We start from the raw sequence: 14951 nt of genomic DNA on the forward strand, positions 1-14951 counted from the left end.
AAACAGTCTATAATGGGGGATTTTATGAGAAGTTTTGCAAGCGACAATAATGCTAGGGTTCATCCTGAAATTTTAGAGGCAATAATAAGGGCAAATGATGGGGATGTCATATCCTACGGAGATGACGTTTATACTCAAAGGGCAATAGAAAAGTTTAAAGAAATATTTGGGAAGGATATTGATGTATATTTTGTCTACAACGGAACTGGGGCTAATGTTTTAGCTTTAACGGCAATAACAAAGCCCTTTAATGCAATAATAGCATCACCGATGTCTCACATAAATGTTGATGAATGTGGTGCGGTAGAAAAAAGTTCCGGTTGTAAGATAATTACGGTTCCAAGTTCTGATGGGAAAATAAGAATCGATGATATCAAAAAACTTTTACATGCAAAAGGAGTAGAACATCATTCACAACCCAAGGTTATTTCTATAACTCAATCTACTGAAGTTGGAACAGTTTATACTGTTGAAGAGATTAAAGAAATTACAAAATTTGCTCATGAAAACGATATGTATGTCCACATGGATGGGGCAAGAATAGCAAATGCTGCGGCATCGTTAAACAAAAGCCTTAGGGAAATAACAAAGGATGCGGGAGTTGATGTTTTATCCTTTGGCGGGACAAAAACGGAATGATGTTTGGAGAGGCAGTGGTGTTTTTTAATAGAGAGCTTTCAAAGGATTTTAAATTCGTAAGAAAACAAGGAACGCAACTACATTCTAAAATGAGATATATTTCAGCACAGTTTGAAGCTCTTTTATCTAATGATTTATGGCTAAAAAACGCAAAGCATGCAAATGAAATGGCACAATATCTTGAGGAAAAGGTTAAAGAGATAGATGAAATAAAATTAACTCAAAGAGTGGAGGCAAATGCTGTCTTTGCAATTATGCCAAGGAAGGCTATAGAAAAACTGCAAGAAAAATATTTCTTCTATGTATGGGATGAAGAAAAAGATGAAGTTAGATGGATGACATCCTTTGATACAAAAAAGGAAGATATAGATCTGTTTGTAGAGGAAATAAAAAGGGCTATGAGAGATTTTTAGGAGGTTGTATGGATTTAATAAAATCTTATTTATTGTTAAGTAATATCATATCCCTATTAGTAATGTATATGGACAAGCAAAGGGCTAAAAGGCGCAAATTTAGAATTTCTGAAAAGAGCTTATTTTTACTTGCTTTATTAGGCGGAAGCGTTGGGATATTTTTAGGGATGCATTTGTTTCACCACAAGACAAAGCATATTAAATTTACTGTTGGCATACCCATGATAATTATTCTTCAAATGTATTTTATCATTAGGTATTTTCATTAAATAAAAAAGATATAGTCTTTTCAGGCTATATCTTATGCTTTATTATACCTTTGTATATTTTTCCCATAGGACATAAAGTTGTGCACCAGGTCCTGTTTTTATAAAATACCTGTAAAGTCAATGCGATAAATACGATAAAAAGGATAAACTTAAATAACTCTGCCCAAAGCAAAAAGTATTTCCCCAATTATAGTATATGATAAAAAAGATATATAGGAAAAAGACGATAAAAGTTAAATATTGAATGGATTTTGGAAGCTTAAGAAATTTTTTATTTTCCTTAGAAGAAAATGCATCCGAAAGGGTGCCTAGTGGACAAAAATTTGCACAGTATGTTCTTTTTTTGTTATTATAGTTAATGTTATACCGAAGATGAAATATAAAAATATTGCAAACCACATTCTAAGGCCGCACATTAAGAAAAATATTAATCCTAGGGATATATATTGTGAGTTTCTTAATTTTCCCTTTGACATTTTAATCACCTCATATATACCATATATGGGTATTTTAACATCTGGATGTATTGAAGTCAATAAAAGAAGGAAGGTGTTAGCATGGAAAGAAAAATTATTAGGGAAATTTTTATACCTCAACTAAACAGGAAAAGAACTATAAGAATTTTTCTACCTTTAGATTACTTCGAATCAAAAAAAGATATCCTGTAATTTATATGCATGATGGACAAAATTTGTTTGATATAAGTGAGCATTCAGGGTATTCTTGGGATGTAGACATCACCCTTGATAGACTTCAAAGGGAAGGATACACGGATGGAATGATTGTTGTTGGAATTGATTGCAACAAAGAGGGACACAAGAGATTAGATGAATATTCTCCTTGGGTAAATTATGATGTTCCAAAACTTTTATCGAGGGTAGATATTCCTTGTGTTGGTGGAGAAGGAGACCAATATGTAGATTTTATAGTTCATACTTTAAAACCTATAATAGATAGCGAGTTTAGAACTTTAAGGGGAAGGGAAAATACTATAATTGCAGGAAGCTCTATGGGAGGATTTATATCCCTTTATGCAGGGTTAAAATATCAGGATGTTTTTTCAAAGGTTGGTGCATTTTCAACGGCAGTTTGGTTTTCTGAAAGTGATTTATTAAATTTTATAAGGGAAAATAAAATAAGAAATGATATGAAGTTCTACTTAGATATTGGGACAAAGGAAACCAGCGATGAAAAGGTCAAGGAATTCCCTGATATATATGTTAAGGGAACATTGAGTGTTTATAATGAGCTTCTTAAAAAACTTCCAAAGGAAAATTTAAAACTTGTTGTCGACGAAGGTGCAACCCATAGTGAAAAATATTGGGCAAAAAGGTTTCCGGAATTTATTAAATGGATTATAAAATAGCTCCTTTTATGTTGAAAAATATCGGAAATATAAGTAAAATTAATAGGGAATGCTATATTTTTGGAGGTGTTTTGATGGAAAGAGTAAGATTTGCCCCAAGTCCAACAGGGCATTTGCATATTGGCGGTGCAAGAACAGCACTTTTTAATTATCTTTATGCAAGACATACGGGCGGAAAATTCATAGTTAGAATAGAGGACACAGACCTTAATCGTTCAACAGTAGAGTCAGAAAGGGTAATTATCGAAGGCTTAAGATGGCTCGGAATAAACTGGGATGAGGGAATTGAAGTAGGCGGAGAACATGGGCCATATCGTTCTACTGAAAGGGTAGGAATATACAATCCATATGTTCAAAAATTATTAGACGAAGGAAAGGCATACCTTTGCTACTGCAGCGAAGAGGAACTTGAAAGGGAAAGGGAAGAGGCTCTAAAAAGAGGTGAAATGCCAAGATATTCAGGAAAGTGCAGGCATTTAACACCTGAGCAAAAAGAGGCCTATGAAAAAGAGGGAAGGAAACCAGTTGTAAGATTTAAAGTTCCTGATGATGAGCTTATAGTTGTTGATGATATCGTAAGGGGAAGAGTAGAATTCCATTCAAAGGATATAGGGGATTTTATTATTGTAAAGTCAGATGGAATTCCTGTATATAATTTTGCTGTAACTATAGACGACCACCTTATGGAAATTACTACAGTTATAAGAGGAGAGGAACACCTTTCAAATACTCCAAGACAAATTTTAATATACAAGGCCCTAGGCTTTGATGTTCCAAGGTTTGCCCATGTTTCATTAATTCTTGGGAAAGACAGAACAAAGATGAGCAAACGCCACGGCTCAACATGGGTTGAACAATATAGGGATGCAGGATATCTGCCTGAAGCTATAGTAAACTATCTTGCCCTTCTTGGATGGTCTCCAGAAGGAGAAGAGGAAATATTCTCTCTCGAAGAGCTTATAGAAAAGTTCGATCTTAATAGAGTGGTTAAAAATCCTGCTGTATTTGACCTTGATAAGCTCAACCACATAAATGGAATATACATTAGAAAAAGCCCAATTGAAAGGATAGTTGACCTTGCCATTCCTCATCTTGTAAATTCAGGATATATAACAGAGGAATTTGCAAAGGAAAACAGAGAATGGATAACAAAAGTTGTTGAAACTGTAAGGGATGGACTCCCATTTGTTGGAGATATAGTAAACCATGTTCACATATTCTTTGGCGACGAAGTTAAAATAGAAAACTATGAAACCCATGAGGTTTTAAAGCAAGAGCATGTTCTAAATCTTTTAGAGGAATTTGAAAATATGGTAAAGGAAGCTGAAAGTATTGATCTAAACTTTGCTCAAAATGTATTTAAGGAGTTAAAAAATAGAACAGGTGCAAAGGGTAAGGCGTTATTTATGCCAATCAGAGTTGCCCTTACAGGCCAAATGCACGGCCCAGAACTTGTAAATATAATTGACATCCTAGGAAAGGATAAAATATTAAAAAGATTAGAATATGTAAAAAATAACTTGCTGTAAAACTGAATCCCCTTAAAATAAGGGGATTTATGTTTCATATTTGAAATTTTATAGTATAATATATATAAAAGGGTTTATGGGGTGAATTTATGGATAATGATATAATTAATCTTATTAAAGAAAAATTAATAACTAACATAAATCCTAAAGCAATAATTCTTTTGGATCTGTTGCTAGGAATGAAGAAAAAGAAAATTCGGATATTGATTTACTAGTTGTTTGGGATGATATTGAAACTAATGCTGCTAAGAGGAGAATAAAGCTAAGGAAAATAATAGGCTTTATAGACAAACCTTTAGATATTCTAACGTGTTCTTCAAAAGAACTCGAAGAAGCTTTAAGAGAAAATAATTCCTTTACTTCTCGCATAATTAAAGAAGGGAAAATCATATATGGTGGATTCAATTGATACATAGTAAAAAATAATATACAAATTGCTATGATGGGAAGGAGTAGGAAGGCTTACCTTAAAGAGAGCTGCTGCCTTAGGCTGAAAGCAGTAGCAGGGAATCTTCTGAAGGGTGCGTCCCGGAGCTTTTCTGTCGAAAATAGTAGGCAGAAACAGTAATACCGTTATATTTCTAAGTGAGGCTTTGCCTAAATAGAGTGGAACCGCGGAGTCCCCTTCGTCTCTATGATGAAGGGGGTTTTTATATATTAAATTATTTGAAGGGAGATGAAGTATATGGCAATAAAGATTTACAACACAATGACAAGACAAAAGGAAGTTTTTAATCCAATTACACCTGGCGAGGTTAAAATGTATGCCTGCGGACCAACCGTATATAATTATTTTCATATAGGTAACGCAAGAACATTTATTGTATTTGATACAATAAGAAGGTATCTTGAATACAGGGGTTATAAGGTAAAATTTATTCAAAACTTTACCGATATCGATGATAAACTTATAAGAAGAGCTAATGAAGAAGGAACGGCTGTTAAAGAAGTTGCTGAAAAATATATAAAGGAATACTATAAAGATGCCGATGGATTAAAGATTAAAAGGGCAACAGTAAACCCAAGGGCGACAGAGTTTATTGGCGAAATAATCGCCTTTGTTAAGGACCTTGTAGATAAGGGATATGCCTATGTAGTCGATGGTGATGTTTACTTTGATACTACAAAATTTAAAGAATACGGGAAACTATCTCACCAAAGCATTGAAGATTTAGAGGCTGGTGCAAGGATCGAGATAGATGAAAGAAAAAGAAATCCAATGGATTTTGCACTTTGGAAGGCCAAAAAGGAAGGAGAACCAGCATGGGAGAGCCCATGGGGAGAAGGAAGACCAGGCTGGCATATTAAATGCTCTACTATGGCCTGCAGCCTACTTGGAGAAACTATCGATATCCATGGAGGCGGTGCAGATCTTATATTCCCACACCATGAGAACGAAATAGCCCAAAGTGAAGCGAGAAATGGAAAACCCTTTGCAAACTACTGGATGCACGTTGCTTACTTAAATGTTAACAACCAAAAGATGTCAAAATCCCTTAACAACTTCTTTACAGCAAGGGAAATGCTTGAAAAGTATGATGCAGAAGTTGTAAGATTATTTATGCTTTCAGGTCACTACAGAAATCCAATTAACTTTAGCATAGAGCTTTTAGATCAGGCAAAGGCAGCCCTTGAGAGATTATATAATGCAATTGCAAACCTTGAACACGTTATTGAAACCTCAGAGGATAGGGAACTTACTGCTGAAGAATTAGAATTTTTCAATAGGCTTGATAGCTTTAGGGAAAGATATATCGAAGTCATGGACGATGATTTTAATACTGCTGATGGAATTTCAGTTATATTTGACCTTGTAAGGGAAGTTAACACAAACATTAAAGAGGGTTCACCAAAGAAGCTTGCACAAAAGCCCTCGACCTTATAAGGGAGCTTGGTTCACCACTTGGAATACTTGAAAAATCAACAAAGGGAAGCCTTGATGAGGAAATTGAAAGGCTTATAGAAGAAAGACAAAAGGCAAGAAAGGAAAAGAACTACGCCCTTGCAGACAAAATAAGGGATCAGCTAAAGGAAATGGGAATAATACTTGAAGATACTCCACAGGGAGTAAGATGGAAGAGAATATAGACAATATATTTCCGTTTAATTATGGGTGGGCAAATTTTTCAATGCCCGCCTTTGTTTATTTTTTATGGATTTTAAACCATTAAAGAAAGCAGATCAAAACTTTGTAAAGCTATTATAAAATTAAAAAGCTGATTTAAAGAGTTATATAAAACTAAAAATTTATCTTATAAGATACTTTTACTATGGTAAAAATTCTTAATTTTACAAAAATAAATTCTTGAAATCCCTTTATATTATTATTATTATTATTATCCTTGTAATTCTATCATGAAAGGGGTTTTATGATGCACACACTTAAACGTTGCATTTCTTTCATTCTAATCTTCATGCTAATTTTTTCTTTTATCAACATCAAAGTATTCGCAGACATTTTTAACAGCTCATCCTCAGCAGAAGATGCACCAAATATCATAGAAACTCCTAAAAAGAAGCAAAAATAATCAATTTTGATTCCAATATCTTGACAGAATTACTACAAAAAATACAACGGAGCAGAAAGGTTTATATACGAATATGATGCAAGCGGAAATTTAGGCTATTTAGATGACCTTGTAAATGGGGTAAAATATAGATATGTATATAATATTTCAGACAGATTAATAAAGATAGAGGATTCAAATGGAAACAGAATAAATTATACTTATGATTCAAACAGCAACAAAAGCGGTGTAGTTGAAAGGATAAACAACTTTAGCTTTACCACAAGCTATTCCTACGATAAGGACAATAGAGAAAAGGAAATAACCCTTCCAAACGGAGCAAAGGCTATAAATAATTATGACATTTTAGGAAGATTAAATAATAAAGTTATTTCAACAGGCTCAGCATCCTTCACAACAAACTATAGCTATGAAGCTGGAGCATACCAAAACTCAACAACAAACAGGTTAAGCGAGATTGACAATAACGGTAAAAAATAAACTACACCTACGATGCAAATGGAAATATTGAAACAATAACCCAAGATGGGAAAAGAATAAAATATCAATACAACGAGCTTAATGAACTTATACAAGAAGACAACCAAATATTAAACAAAACTATAGTATATACTTATGACTTAGGTGGAAACATTTTAAGCAAGGTAGAGTATCCGTATACAGAAGGAGTGCCTGAAAATCCTACAAAAACAATAACCTACACTTATGATGATTCTAACTGGAAGGATAAACTTACATCATATGACGGGAAAGCAATAACCTATGATGAAATAGGAAATCCTTTAACTTATAATGGCTATACCTTTACATGGGAAGAAGGAAGACAGCTAAAGTCAATATCAAAGGAAGGTCTTAATATTTCCTACAAATACAACGACCAGGGCATAAGAACAGAAAAAACTGTAAATGGTGTTACAACAAAATATTACCTATTAGGCGATAAGGTTATACTTGAAACAAACGGGTTAGATACAATCCACTATTCCTACGATACCCAAGACAACCTTGTTTCAATGAACCTAAACGGTGTAGAATATTACTATGTAAGGAACGGCCAAGGGGATATTATCGGGCTCATTGATTCAAACGGAAACGAAGTTGTGGCCTACACTTATGATAGCTGGGGTAATATTGTTTCAATAGATGGAAGCCTTGCAACAACTGTAGGGTTTAAAAATCCATATAGATATAGAGGATACAGATACGATGAGGAGACGAAGCTGTATTATCTACAGAGCAGGTTCTATAATCCTGAGTGGGGTAGATTTGTTAATGCGGATGCGATTGTTGGTATTACGGGAGAATTACTGTCCTATAATATGTTTGCATATTGTAGCAACGACCCGGTAAACATGGAAGATCCAAATGGTTATTTTGGTATAAAAAGTTCAATAAATAAACTTAACCATGCTGCTCTTTATGTATATACATTTGTTATTTCAAGATTATATGTAATTCAACAAAGATTTAGCAGTGTTAAAGAAAGTATTGGATTAACATTTAATAAAATAACGAATAAGAACAAGTATACTCAAAAAGCTTCTGAAGCAGCTTTTAAAGCCGCAAAGAAAGTTGATGATTTTACAGTATCAAATAAGCATTTAATGGATGCAGGAGGAGATGGCAAAAATTTGCAACTAATAATAAAATTCAAGTAAATGTATGGATTAAAGAAGCTTTATACTCTGAAAATGCAAAGTTTATACCCAACAATCAAAATGGTTCGTATAAAGTAATTACAGATTTAGGTAAAACTATAGGAACAAAAGGAGAAACAAAGATTCAAATAATTATAGGAGGTGACGGTAAGATATGGACAGCATATCCAATAAAATAGAAATAATTTTTGCTTTTGATAAAAATAAAGTAGTAGATAAAGAATTAATAAAATCTCGAAATTTAAAAGTTATTGCAGACATAGAGGGAGAATTGATAATCTGGGTTAATAATAAACTTTTTTTCAAGAACAATATATCCTATTGCTTGAATTAGGGATACAACTTACTAAATGGATGAAAAACAATAAGAATGGCAAAGTACAAGACTTTAAATATGAAACAATGGATTATAGTTATGGTCCAATTTTAGAGTTCATTAAACAAAAGAATAATTACTGGAAGATTTATTCAGTATGGCAAAAACTGAGATTAATGAAATTATTCAATTTAATGAATTAGCTTTAACTATAGAAAATTTTCTCAATAAACTAAAACAACAATTGTATGCTGAATATAAAATTAATATGATGGATTTTATAGCATATTAATAATTAGCTTATGTTATTTAAGGTTTTTAAGATTTAAAAATGGATCTAAACTAATGAGACACTTTTTTTATAGAAAATTAAACCATTTTCTGTTTATTAAATTTGTATCGACATCAGCGGCATATAAAAAAACAATACTAATAATTTGTTAAAAATAATATAAGCTTTGAATTTCGCAGTGTAGTTGAATATATAAACAACTTAAGCTTTACCACAAGCTATTCCTACGATAAGGACAATAGAGAAAAGGAAATAACCCTTCCAAACGGAGCAAAGGCTATAAATAATTATGACATTTTAGGAAGACTAAACAATAAAGTTATTTCAACAGGCTCAGCATCCTTTACAACAAACTACAGCTATGAAGCTGGAGCATACAAAAACTCAACAACAAACAGGTTAAGGGAGATTGAAAACAACCGTAAAAAAGTTTTTAGGGACGGTTCATCAAAATTATCAACTCCCAACTAAAAAACCAACTAGTAAAAGATAAAAAACTTAAACTTAGGTGCCTGGCACCTAAGTTTAAGTTTTTGTTTTAAATTTTAAAATTTTGATGTATAATATAAGCAAATGATTATGAAATAAGCATAAGTTAAGGTGATGTTATGACGAACAGGGAAAGGGAGATATTAAATATTGTAAGGGAAAACCCACTTATATCCCAGGATGAAATTGCAAAAAGATTAGGGATAACAAGGTCGTCGGTGGCAGTCCATATTACTAATCTTATGAAAAAGGGATTAATTTTAGGTAAAGGTTATGTCCTTCCCCAAAACGAAGATTATGTTTATGTGATAGGTGCTGCAAATGTTGATATGTTAGGTTATCCAAAATCAAAATTAAAACTTAAGGACTCCAATCCTGGAAATTTAAAAATTTCCTTTGGAGGGGTTGGAAGAAATATAGCAGAAAACTTAGCAAGGATGGGTGTAAAGACAAAGCTTTTAACCCTTTTGGGTGAGGACATATATGGCAGAAAAATATATGACCACGCAAAAAAGATTGGGATAGACGTAAGCTCCGTTTACTTTTTAGAAGATAAGCAAACCTCAACCTATATATCGATTCAAGATGAAGAAGGGGATATGGCACTGGCCTTATCCTGCATGGATATATATGATGAATTTAAGGTTGACTATATTAAAGAAAACAAAGGTTTAATTAAAAATTCAAAATGCATAGTTGTAGATACAAATCTTCCTGAGGATGTATTAAAATATATTTCTGAGGAATTTGAAGTTCCAATTTTTTGGATACAGTATCAACTACAAAAGCCCTTAAGGTTAAGGACTTTATAGGCAATTTTTATTGCATAAAACCAAATAAATACGAAGCGGAGGCATTAACTGGGATAAAAATAAACGATGAAAAGGATTTAAAAATATGCAGCGATTATTTTTTACAAAGGGGTGTTAAAAGGATATTTATATCATTAGGAGAAGATGGAGTATTTTATAGCGATGGAAGAATATATAATTTATTAAAGGCACCAAAGATTGAAGCAGTAAATTCAAACGGAGCTGGGGATGCCTTTGTTGCAGGCCTTGTTTTTGGCTTTATTAATGGGTATGATATAGACCTTTCAGCAAAACTTGCAATGGCTGCATCAATTATTGCACTAAAATCAGAGGATACAATAAATCCAAATATAAATATAGATTCTATTCAATCTACTATAAAGGAGATGGGATTATGATAAATTACTTAGAACTTAGCAAAGAAGTAGAAAAGGCACTAAAACTTGGGAAGCCTGTTGTTGCCCTTGAATCGACTATAATTTCCCACGGTATGCCATATCCAGAAAACGTAGAAACAGCTTTGAATGTAGAAAGGATTGTCAGGGAAAACGGAGCAACTCCGGCAACTATTGCTATAATAAACGGTAAGCTAAAGGCTGGATTAACTCCTGATGAGATAGAATATCTTGGAAAAAGGGAAGGGAAATAGTAAAGGTTTCAAGACGCGATATCCCCTTTATAGTTGCAAAAAGATGGACGGTGCAACAACCGTTGCTTCAACTATGATTATTGCTGCCCTTGCAGGTATTAGAGTTTTTGCTACAGGAGGAATTGGAGGAGTTCATAGGGAAGCTCAGGAGACCTTTGATATTTCAGCGGATCTGCAGGAGCTTGCAAACACAAATGTTGCGGTTGTTTGCGCAGGAGCAAAGTCAATATTAGATTTAGGTCTTACATTGGAATACCTTGAAACTTTTGGAGTTCCTGTAGTAGGTTATAAAACCGATGAGCTTCCTGCCTTTTATACAAGAAGGAGCGGATTTAAACTAGACTATAGATTAGACACTCCAGAGGAAATAGCAAGGGCAATATTTGTAAAGTGGCAACTTGGATTAAAGGGTGGAGTTGTTGTGGCAAACCCAATTCCAGAGGAATACGAAATGGACTATGATGTTATAAATAAAGCAATCGAGGATGCCCTTTTAGAGGCAAAGGAAAAGGGAATAAAAGGGAAGGAAACCACTCCGTTTTTACTTGCAAAGGTTAAGGAAATAACAGGAGGAAAAAGCCTTGACTCCAATATTCAATTGGTTTATAATAACGCAAAGCTTGCTTCTGAAATTGCAGTTGAGCTAAGCAGGATGGGCTAATTTATCTAAAATTTAAGGCGGTGGACGTATGAGTCTAGAGGAGCTAAAAAGAAAGGCGGAGGATTTAAGTAAAAACTTATATATCCTTTACCTTGCATATAAGCATCCTAAAACACCAATTATTGCAAAGCTCTGGGCAGGCATTGTTATTGCCTATGCCTTGAGCCCTGTTGACCTGATACCTGACTTTATTCCTGTCATTGGCTATTTAGATGATTTAGTATTAATTCCATCAGGGATTGCCCTTGCTATAAAACTTATTCCAAAGGAAGTTTGGGAGGAGTGCAAGGAAAAAGAAGCCGATATGAAGGATGCAAAGGAAAAGGGCATCATAGCAGGAATTATAATTGCACTTCTTTGGGTTTATATTGTTTATTTGATATTTAAATTTATGAATATCATTAGATAAAAGCTCTTGTTTATTAAGAACTTTTCTAGATAGAACAAATGATAGCAGCAAATATTGGGTAAAGGAATAAAAAGAAGGATTTTTTGTTATTTGTAGAATATATTATAATTAAGTTTAAGAATTTAGTTTATAAAAAGAATTCTCCGAGTCTTAAGGCCTAAGGCAAAGCTATGGCCTTAAGACCGATAGGGTAGAGTTGGAAACGGCTCTGCCTCCCCTTTGGAAAGGAGAATATTAGAATAGTATTCTCCTTTCGGACAAAAACGAAAGGAGTTTTTGTATGAGAAGATGGATTGTCCTTTTATTATCTATTTTTCTAATGTCTTGTTCATCAGCTCAAAAGAAGGAAATAACTTTAGCAACTACCACAAGCCTTCAGGATTCAGGTCTTTTAGAATATTTAATCCCAGAATTTGAAAAGGATACTGGCATTAAAGTAAAGGTGATTGCAAGAGGCACAGGAGAGGCCCTTGAGATTGCAAAACGTGGAGATGCTGACATATTATTTGTCCATTCAAAGGAAAAGGAAGAGGAATTCATAAAAGAAGGATATGGACTTAAAAGGGATGAAATCATGTATAACGACTTTGTAATAGTAGGACCTAAAGGCGACCCTGCAAAGGTAAAAGAAAACGCATCAAATAATCCCCTAAAAGCCTTTGAGCTTATATATAAGTCTAATTCAGTTTTTGTATCAAGAGGGGACGAATCCGGAACCCATCAAAGGGAGAAAAAGCTTTGGAGGGAAATAAATATAAATCCTAAATGGAAAAGCTACATAGTTTCAGGACTAGGTATGGGACAAGTTTTAAATATAGCAGATGAAAAGGGAGGGTATACCCTTTCTGATAGGGCTACATATATAACAATGAAGAAGAATTTAAGCCTTCAAATAGTTTGCGAAGGGCATCCCCTGTTAAAAAATCAATACAGCATAGTGCTTTTAAACCCTAATAAAATAAGTCACAAAAAGAGCTTGCAGAGGAATTTGAAGTATGGATTTTATCAGATAAGGCTAAAGAGCTTATAAATAACTATGGCATTGAAAAATACGGGGGCCTTTATTCAAATTCAACGGGAAAAGGTGATTAGATGGAAATATTAGAGATTATTTTAACTTCCCTTTATGTATCCTTAACATCTACAGCAATAGCTTCGATTATAGCAATTTTATTAGCTGTTCCCTTTTCGATTAAGGATTTTAAGCTAAAAAGGGCAATATATAGAATAGCCGATAGCCTTATGGCAATGCCACCGGTTGTTATGGGGCTTATAGTTTTCATAATATTATCCAAAAGGGGACCGTTAGGAGAACTAAATCTTCTTTTACACCAACTGCCATGATAATTGCTCAGACGCTGCTTATATTGCCCATTATATTTGTTTTAACTGTAAGGCAGATTGAAAAAATAGCTCCGACAATTCAAAAAACTGTTATATGTTAGGGGGAGATTACGGGGATTTTCTATTCCTCATAATTAATGAATGCAAAGGAGAAATATTTACATCAGTAACATCAGGATTTTCAAGGGCGATATCGGAAGTTGGCACTGTTATGATGGTGGGCGGAAACATAAAAGGATATACAAGGGTTATGACAACCTTTATAGCTCTTGAAACAAGCAAAGGCAATTTTAAGGACGCACTAATTATAGGTTTTATTCTTTTAGCTATTTCATTTTTAATAAATATAATACTCCATTCATTGAAGGGAAGAGAATCAAATGAATATATTAATTAAAGGCCTTGTAAAGGAATACGAAAAGGTGGCATTAAGTATTGATGAACTTTTTATAGAGGGAGGGAAAATAGTTGCCCTTCTTGGACTTAATGGAAGTGGGAAAACTACCCTTTTGGAGTGCATAGCCAATTTTAAAGGATATGATAAAGGGACTATTTATTACGATGGCGAAGAGGATTTTGAAAAGGTTAGAAACAAAATTTCCATAATGCAGCAAAGGCCTTATATATTCGATATGTCAGTAAAGGAAAACATAATATTAGGTCTTAGATATCAAAGATTAGATACAAAAATTATAGAGGAAAGGTTAAAAAAATATAATTCATATTACAATCTAAACTTCCTAGATAGAAATGCCAAAAACTTTCTGGGGGAGAGGCTGCAAAGGTTGCATTATTAAGGGCTGTAATATTAGAAAGGCCACTTTTATTGCTCGATGAACCGACTGCCAATATGGACATTGAAGGCACCCTTATGACGGAAAAGCTTTTAAAAGACATAAATAAAGAATTTGGGACAACTATATTAATTGTAACCCATGACATTTTTCAAGCCGAAAGAATAGCAGACATAGTAATTTTTATGGATAAGGGAAAAATAATTGAAATGAATACAAATGAGGAGTTTTTTAATAATCCTAAAAATCCACTGGTTAAAAAGATTTTAAAAAGGGGTGAATTAAATGATTAAAGTTGCAATTTTAACCGTAAGCGACAAAGGTTCAAGGGGGAGAGGGTGGACACTACATCGGTTGCAATTAAAGAAGTATTAGATCAAAATTTATATGAAGTTGTTGAGACAAAAATAGTTCCAGATGAAATTGAGGATATAAAATGTGAGCTTATAAGATTTTGCGATGATTTAAAGGTGGATCTTGTATTAACAAACGGAGGGACAGGATTTTCAAGAAGGGATGTAACACCTGAGGCAACATTGGCGGTGATTGAAAAGATGGTTCCAGGTATTCCTGAAGCCATGAGGGCAAAATCTTTGGAGATAACTCCAAAGGCAATGCTTTCACGTGCAGTTGCAGGTATAAGAAAAGGAACATTGATAATAAACCTTCCAGGAAGTCCAAAGGGTGCGGTAGAAAACTTAAATGTAGTTTTGCCTGCCCTAAAGCATGGCATTGAGATACTCAAGGGAGAGGCATCAGAATGTGCAAGAAAGGATGATTAAC

Annotated in this window: 21 protein-coding genes, 3 pseudogenes, 1 riboswitch and 1 other annotated feature; of the genes and pseudogenes, 22 read left to right on the forward strand and 2 right to left on the reverse strand. The window is 33.7% G+C overall.

The window, feature by feature from the left end:
* Positions 1–24: 24 nt before the first annotated feature.
* The 3 genes from PWK10_RS00860 to PWK10_RS00870 are packed head-to-tail and all read left to right on the forward strand — an operon-like array spanning position 25 to position 1321.
* On the forward strand, positions 25–639 hold the full coding sequence (locus PWK10_RS00860) for a threonine aldolase family protein (RefSeq protein WP_274767087.1): 615 nt from the start codon (positions 25–27) through the stop codon (positions 637–639).
* Positions 639–1052: a threonine aldolase family protein gene (locus PWK10_RS00865; protein WP_274767088.1), complete on the forward strand. Its 414-nt coding sequence runs from the start codon at positions 639–641 to the stop codon at positions 1050–1052. The genes PWK10_RS00860 and PWK10_RS00865 overlap by 1 nt, the downstream gene beginning before the upstream one ends.
* An 8-nt stretch (positions 1053–1060) precedes the next feature.
* Complete coding sequence (locus PWK10_RS00870; RefSeq protein ID WP_274767089.1) at positions 1061–1321, forward strand: DUF1294 domain-containing protein; 261 nt, start codon at positions 1061–1063, stop codon at positions 1319–1321.
* 25 nt (positions 1322–1346) lie between these two features.
* Here the strand turns inward: PWK10_RS00870 and PWK10_RS19235 are convergent, their stop codons facing one another.
* Positions 1347–1508, reverse strand: coding sequence for a 4Fe-4S binding protein (locus PWK10_RS19235; protein ID WP_446715276.1), 162 nt, complete (start codon positions 1506–1508; stop codon positions 1347–1349).
* On the reverse strand, positions 1439–1720 hold the full coding sequence (locus tag PWK10_RS19240; RefSeq protein ID WP_446715277.1) for a 4Fe-4S binding protein: 282 nt from the start codon (positions 1718–1720) through the stop codon (positions 1439–1441). The genes PWK10_RS19235 and PWK10_RS19240 overlap by 70 nt, the downstream gene beginning before the upstream one ends.
* A 292-nt stretch (positions 1721–2012) precedes the next feature.
* Here PWK10_RS19240 and PWK10_RS00875 point away from each other — a divergent pair, with 292 nt between their 5' ends.
* The 19 genes and pseudogenes from PWK10_RS00875 (at position 2013) to PWK10_RS00955 (ending at position 14950) form a co-directional block, all read left to right on the forward strand.
* On the forward strand, positions 2013–2687 hold the full coding sequence (locus PWK10_RS00875; RefSeq protein WP_274767090.1) for an alpha/beta hydrolase: 675 nt from the start codon (positions 2013–2015) through the stop codon (positions 2685–2687).
* Between the two features lie 74 nt (positions 2688–2761).
* On the forward strand, positions 2762–4216 hold the full coding sequence (gene gltX / locus PWK10_RS00880) for a glutamate--tRNA ligase (protein ID WP_274767091.1): 1455 nt from the start codon (positions 2762–2764) through the stop codon (positions 4214–4216).
* Between the two features lie 89 nt (positions 4217–4305).
* Positions 4306–4431 carry a hypothetical protein gene (locus PWK10_RS00885; RefSeq protein WP_274767092.1) on the forward strand — a complete coding sequence of 42 codons (126 nt, stop codon included), beginning with the start codon at positions 4306–4308 and terminating at the stop codon, positions 4429–4431.
* Positions 4419–4625 carry a hypothetical protein gene (locus PWK10_RS19245; RefSeq protein WP_446715315.1) on the forward strand — a complete coding sequence of 69 codons (207 nt, stop codon included), beginning with the start codon at positions 4419–4421 and terminating at the stop codon, positions 4623–4625. Before PWK10_RS00885 ends, PWK10_RS19245 begins: the two co-directional genes overlap by 13 nt.
* 21 nt (positions 4626–4646) lie before the next feature.
* Positions 4647–4853 (forward strand) — a binding site (T-box leader).
* A gap of 48 nt (positions 4854–4901) precedes the next feature.
* Positions 4902–6101, forward strand: a complete 1200-nt coding sequence (cysS, locus tag PWK10_RS00890) for a cysteine--tRNA ligase (protein WP_446715278.1) — start codon at positions 4902–4904, stop codon at positions 6099–6101.
* 74 nt (positions 6102–6175) lie between these two features.
* Positions 6176–6304 (forward strand): CysS/YqeB C-terminal domain-containing protein, encoded by a 129-nt coding sequence (locus tag PWK10_RS19250; RefSeq protein WP_446715316.1) that lies wholly within the window; start codon positions 6176–6178, stop codon positions 6302–6304.
* 1108 nt (positions 6305–7412) lie between these two features.
* A complete protein-coding gene (locus PWK10_RS00895) occupies positions 7413–8402 on the forward strand; it encodes an RHS repeat-associated core domain-containing protein (protein ID WP_274767093.1) in 990 nt (329 codons plus the stop codon).
* Between the two features lie 154 nt (positions 8403–8556).
* Positions 8557–8921 (forward strand): annotated as a pseudogene (locus PWK10_RS19255) (DUF7878 domain-containing protein).
* On the forward strand, positions 8876–9010 hold the full coding sequence (locus tag PWK10_RS00905) for a hypothetical protein (RefSeq protein WP_274767095.1): 135 nt from the start codon (positions 8876–8878) through the stop codon (positions 9008–9010). Before PWK10_RS19255 ends, PWK10_RS00905 begins: the two are co-directional and overlap by 46 nt.
* A gap of 608 nt (positions 9011–9618) precedes the next feature.
* A complete protein-coding gene (locus PWK10_RS00910) occupies positions 9619–10311 on the forward strand; it encodes a PfkB family carbohydrate kinase (RefSeq protein WP_274767096.1) in 693 nt (230 codons plus the stop codon).
* The gene (locus PWK10_RS00915) at positions 10263–10709 is read left to right on the forward strand and encodes a PfkB family carbohydrate kinase (RefSeq protein WP_274767097.1); all 447 of its coding nucleotides are present in this window, start codon (positions 10263–10265) and stop codon (positions 10707–10709) included. The genes PWK10_RS00910 and PWK10_RS00915 overlap by 49 nt, the downstream gene beginning before the upstream one ends.
* A pseudogene (locus PWK10_RS00920) lies at positions 10703–11621 on the forward strand (pseudouridine-5'-phosphate glycosidase). Before PWK10_RS00915 ends, PWK10_RS00920 begins: the two are co-directional and overlap by 7 nt.
* Before the next feature lie 28 nt (positions 11622–11649).
* Positions 11650–12030 (forward strand): YkvA family protein, encoded by a 381-nt coding sequence (locus tag PWK10_RS00925; RefSeq protein WP_274767098.1) that lies wholly within the window; start codon positions 11650–11652, stop codon positions 12028–12030.
* Positions 12031–12159: 129 nt separating this feature from the next.
* A riboswitch (molybdenum cofactor riboswitch) is annotated at positions 12160–12276 on the forward strand.
* 34 nt (positions 12277–12310) lie between these two features.
* Positions 12311–13060: a substrate-binding domain-containing protein gene (locus tag PWK10_RS00930; protein ID WP_274767099.1), complete on the forward strand. Its 750-nt coding sequence runs from the start codon at positions 12311–12313 to the stop codon at positions 13058–13060.
* 62 nt (positions 13061–13122) lie between these two features.
* Entirely contained in the window at positions 13123–13374 is a 252-nt protein-coding gene (locus tag PWK10_RS00935; protein ID WP_274767100.1) for a hypothetical protein, read from the forward strand.
* A 94-nt stretch (positions 13375–13468) separates the two neighbouring features.
* Positions 13469–13771, forward strand: coding sequence for a hypothetical protein (locus tag PWK10_RS00940; RefSeq protein ID WP_274767101.1), 303 nt, complete (start codon positions 13469–13471; stop codon positions 13769–13771).
* Positions 13755–14171, forward strand: coding sequence for an ATP-binding cassette domain-containing protein (locus PWK10_RS00945; protein WP_274767103.1), 417 nt, complete (start codon positions 13755–13757; stop codon positions 14169–14171). The genes PWK10_RS00940 and PWK10_RS00945 overlap by 17 nt, the downstream gene beginning before the upstream one ends.
* Positions 14172–14245: 74 nt before the next feature.
* The gene (locus PWK10_RS00950; RefSeq protein WP_274767104.1) at positions 14246–14461 is read left to right on the forward strand and encodes a hypothetical protein; all 216 of its coding nucleotides are present in this window, start codon (positions 14246–14248) and stop codon (positions 14459–14461) included.
* Positions 14454–14950: pseudogene (locus PWK10_RS00955) on the forward strand (MogA/MoaB family molybdenum cofactor biosynthesis protein). Before PWK10_RS00950 ends, PWK10_RS00955 begins: the two are co-directional and overlap by 8 nt.
* The last annotated feature ends 1 nt before the right edge of the window (position 14951 follow it).

The sequence above is a fragment of the Caloramator sp. Dgby_cultured_2 genome (genome assembly GCF_028872215.1).
Classification (GTDB): Bacteria; Bacillota; Clostridia; order Clostridiales; family Caloramatoraceae; genus Caloramator; species Caloramator australicus.

Coding starts and splice junctions, on each gene's coding strand:
- PWK10_RS00950 (WP_274767104.1), top strand. CDS start 14,246: ATGACGGAAAAGCTTTTAAAAGACATAAATAAAGAATTTGGGACAACT.
- PWK10_RS00860 (WP_274767087.1), top strand. CDS start 25: ATGAGAAGTTTTGCAAGCGACAATAATGCTAGGGTTCATCCTGAAATT.
- PWK10_RS00905 (WP_274767095.1), top strand. CDS start 8,876: ATGGCAAAAACTGAGATTAATGAAATTATTCAATTTAATGAATTAGCT.
- PWK10_RS00930 (WP_274767099.1), top strand. CDS start 12,311: ATGAGAAGATGGATTGTCCTTTTATTATCTATTTTTCTAATGTCTTGT.
- gltX (WP_274767091.1), top strand. CDS start 2,762: ATGGAAAGAGTAAGATTTGCCCCAAGTCCAACAGGGCATTTGCATATT.
- PWK10_RS00940 (WP_274767101.1), top strand. CDS start 13,469: ATGTTAGGGGGAGATTACGGGGATTTTCTATTCCTCATAATTAATGAA.
- PWK10_RS00910 (WP_274767096.1), top strand. CDS start 9,619: ATGACGAACAGGGAAAGGGAGATATTAAATATTGTAAGGGAAAACCCA.
- PWK10_RS00870 (WP_274767089.1), top strand. CDS start 1,061: ATGGATTTAATAAAATCTTATTTATTGTTAAGTAATATCATATCCCTA.
- PWK10_RS00935 (WP_274767100.1), top strand. CDS start 13,123: ATGGAAATATTAGAGATTATTTTAACTTCCCTTTATGTATCCTTAACA.
- PWK10_RS00885 (WP_274767092.1), top strand. CDS start 4,306: ATGGATAATGATATAATTAATCTTATTAAAGAAAAATTAATAACTAAC.
- PWK10_RS00925 (WP_274767098.1), top strand. CDS start 11,650: ATGAGTCTAGAGGAGCTAAAAAGAAAGGCGGAGGATTTAAGTAAAAAC.
- PWK10_RS00945 (WP_274767103.1), top strand. CDS start 13,755: ATGAATATATTAATTAAAGGCCTTGTAAAGGAATACGAAAAGGTGGCA.
- cysS (WP_446715278.1), top strand. CDS start 4,902: ATGGCAATAAAGATTTACAACACAATGACAAGACAAAAGGAAGTTTTT.
- PWK10_RS00865 (WP_274767088.1), top strand. CDS start 639: ATGTTTGGAGAGGCAGTGGTGTTTTTTAATAGAGAGCTTTCAAAGGAT.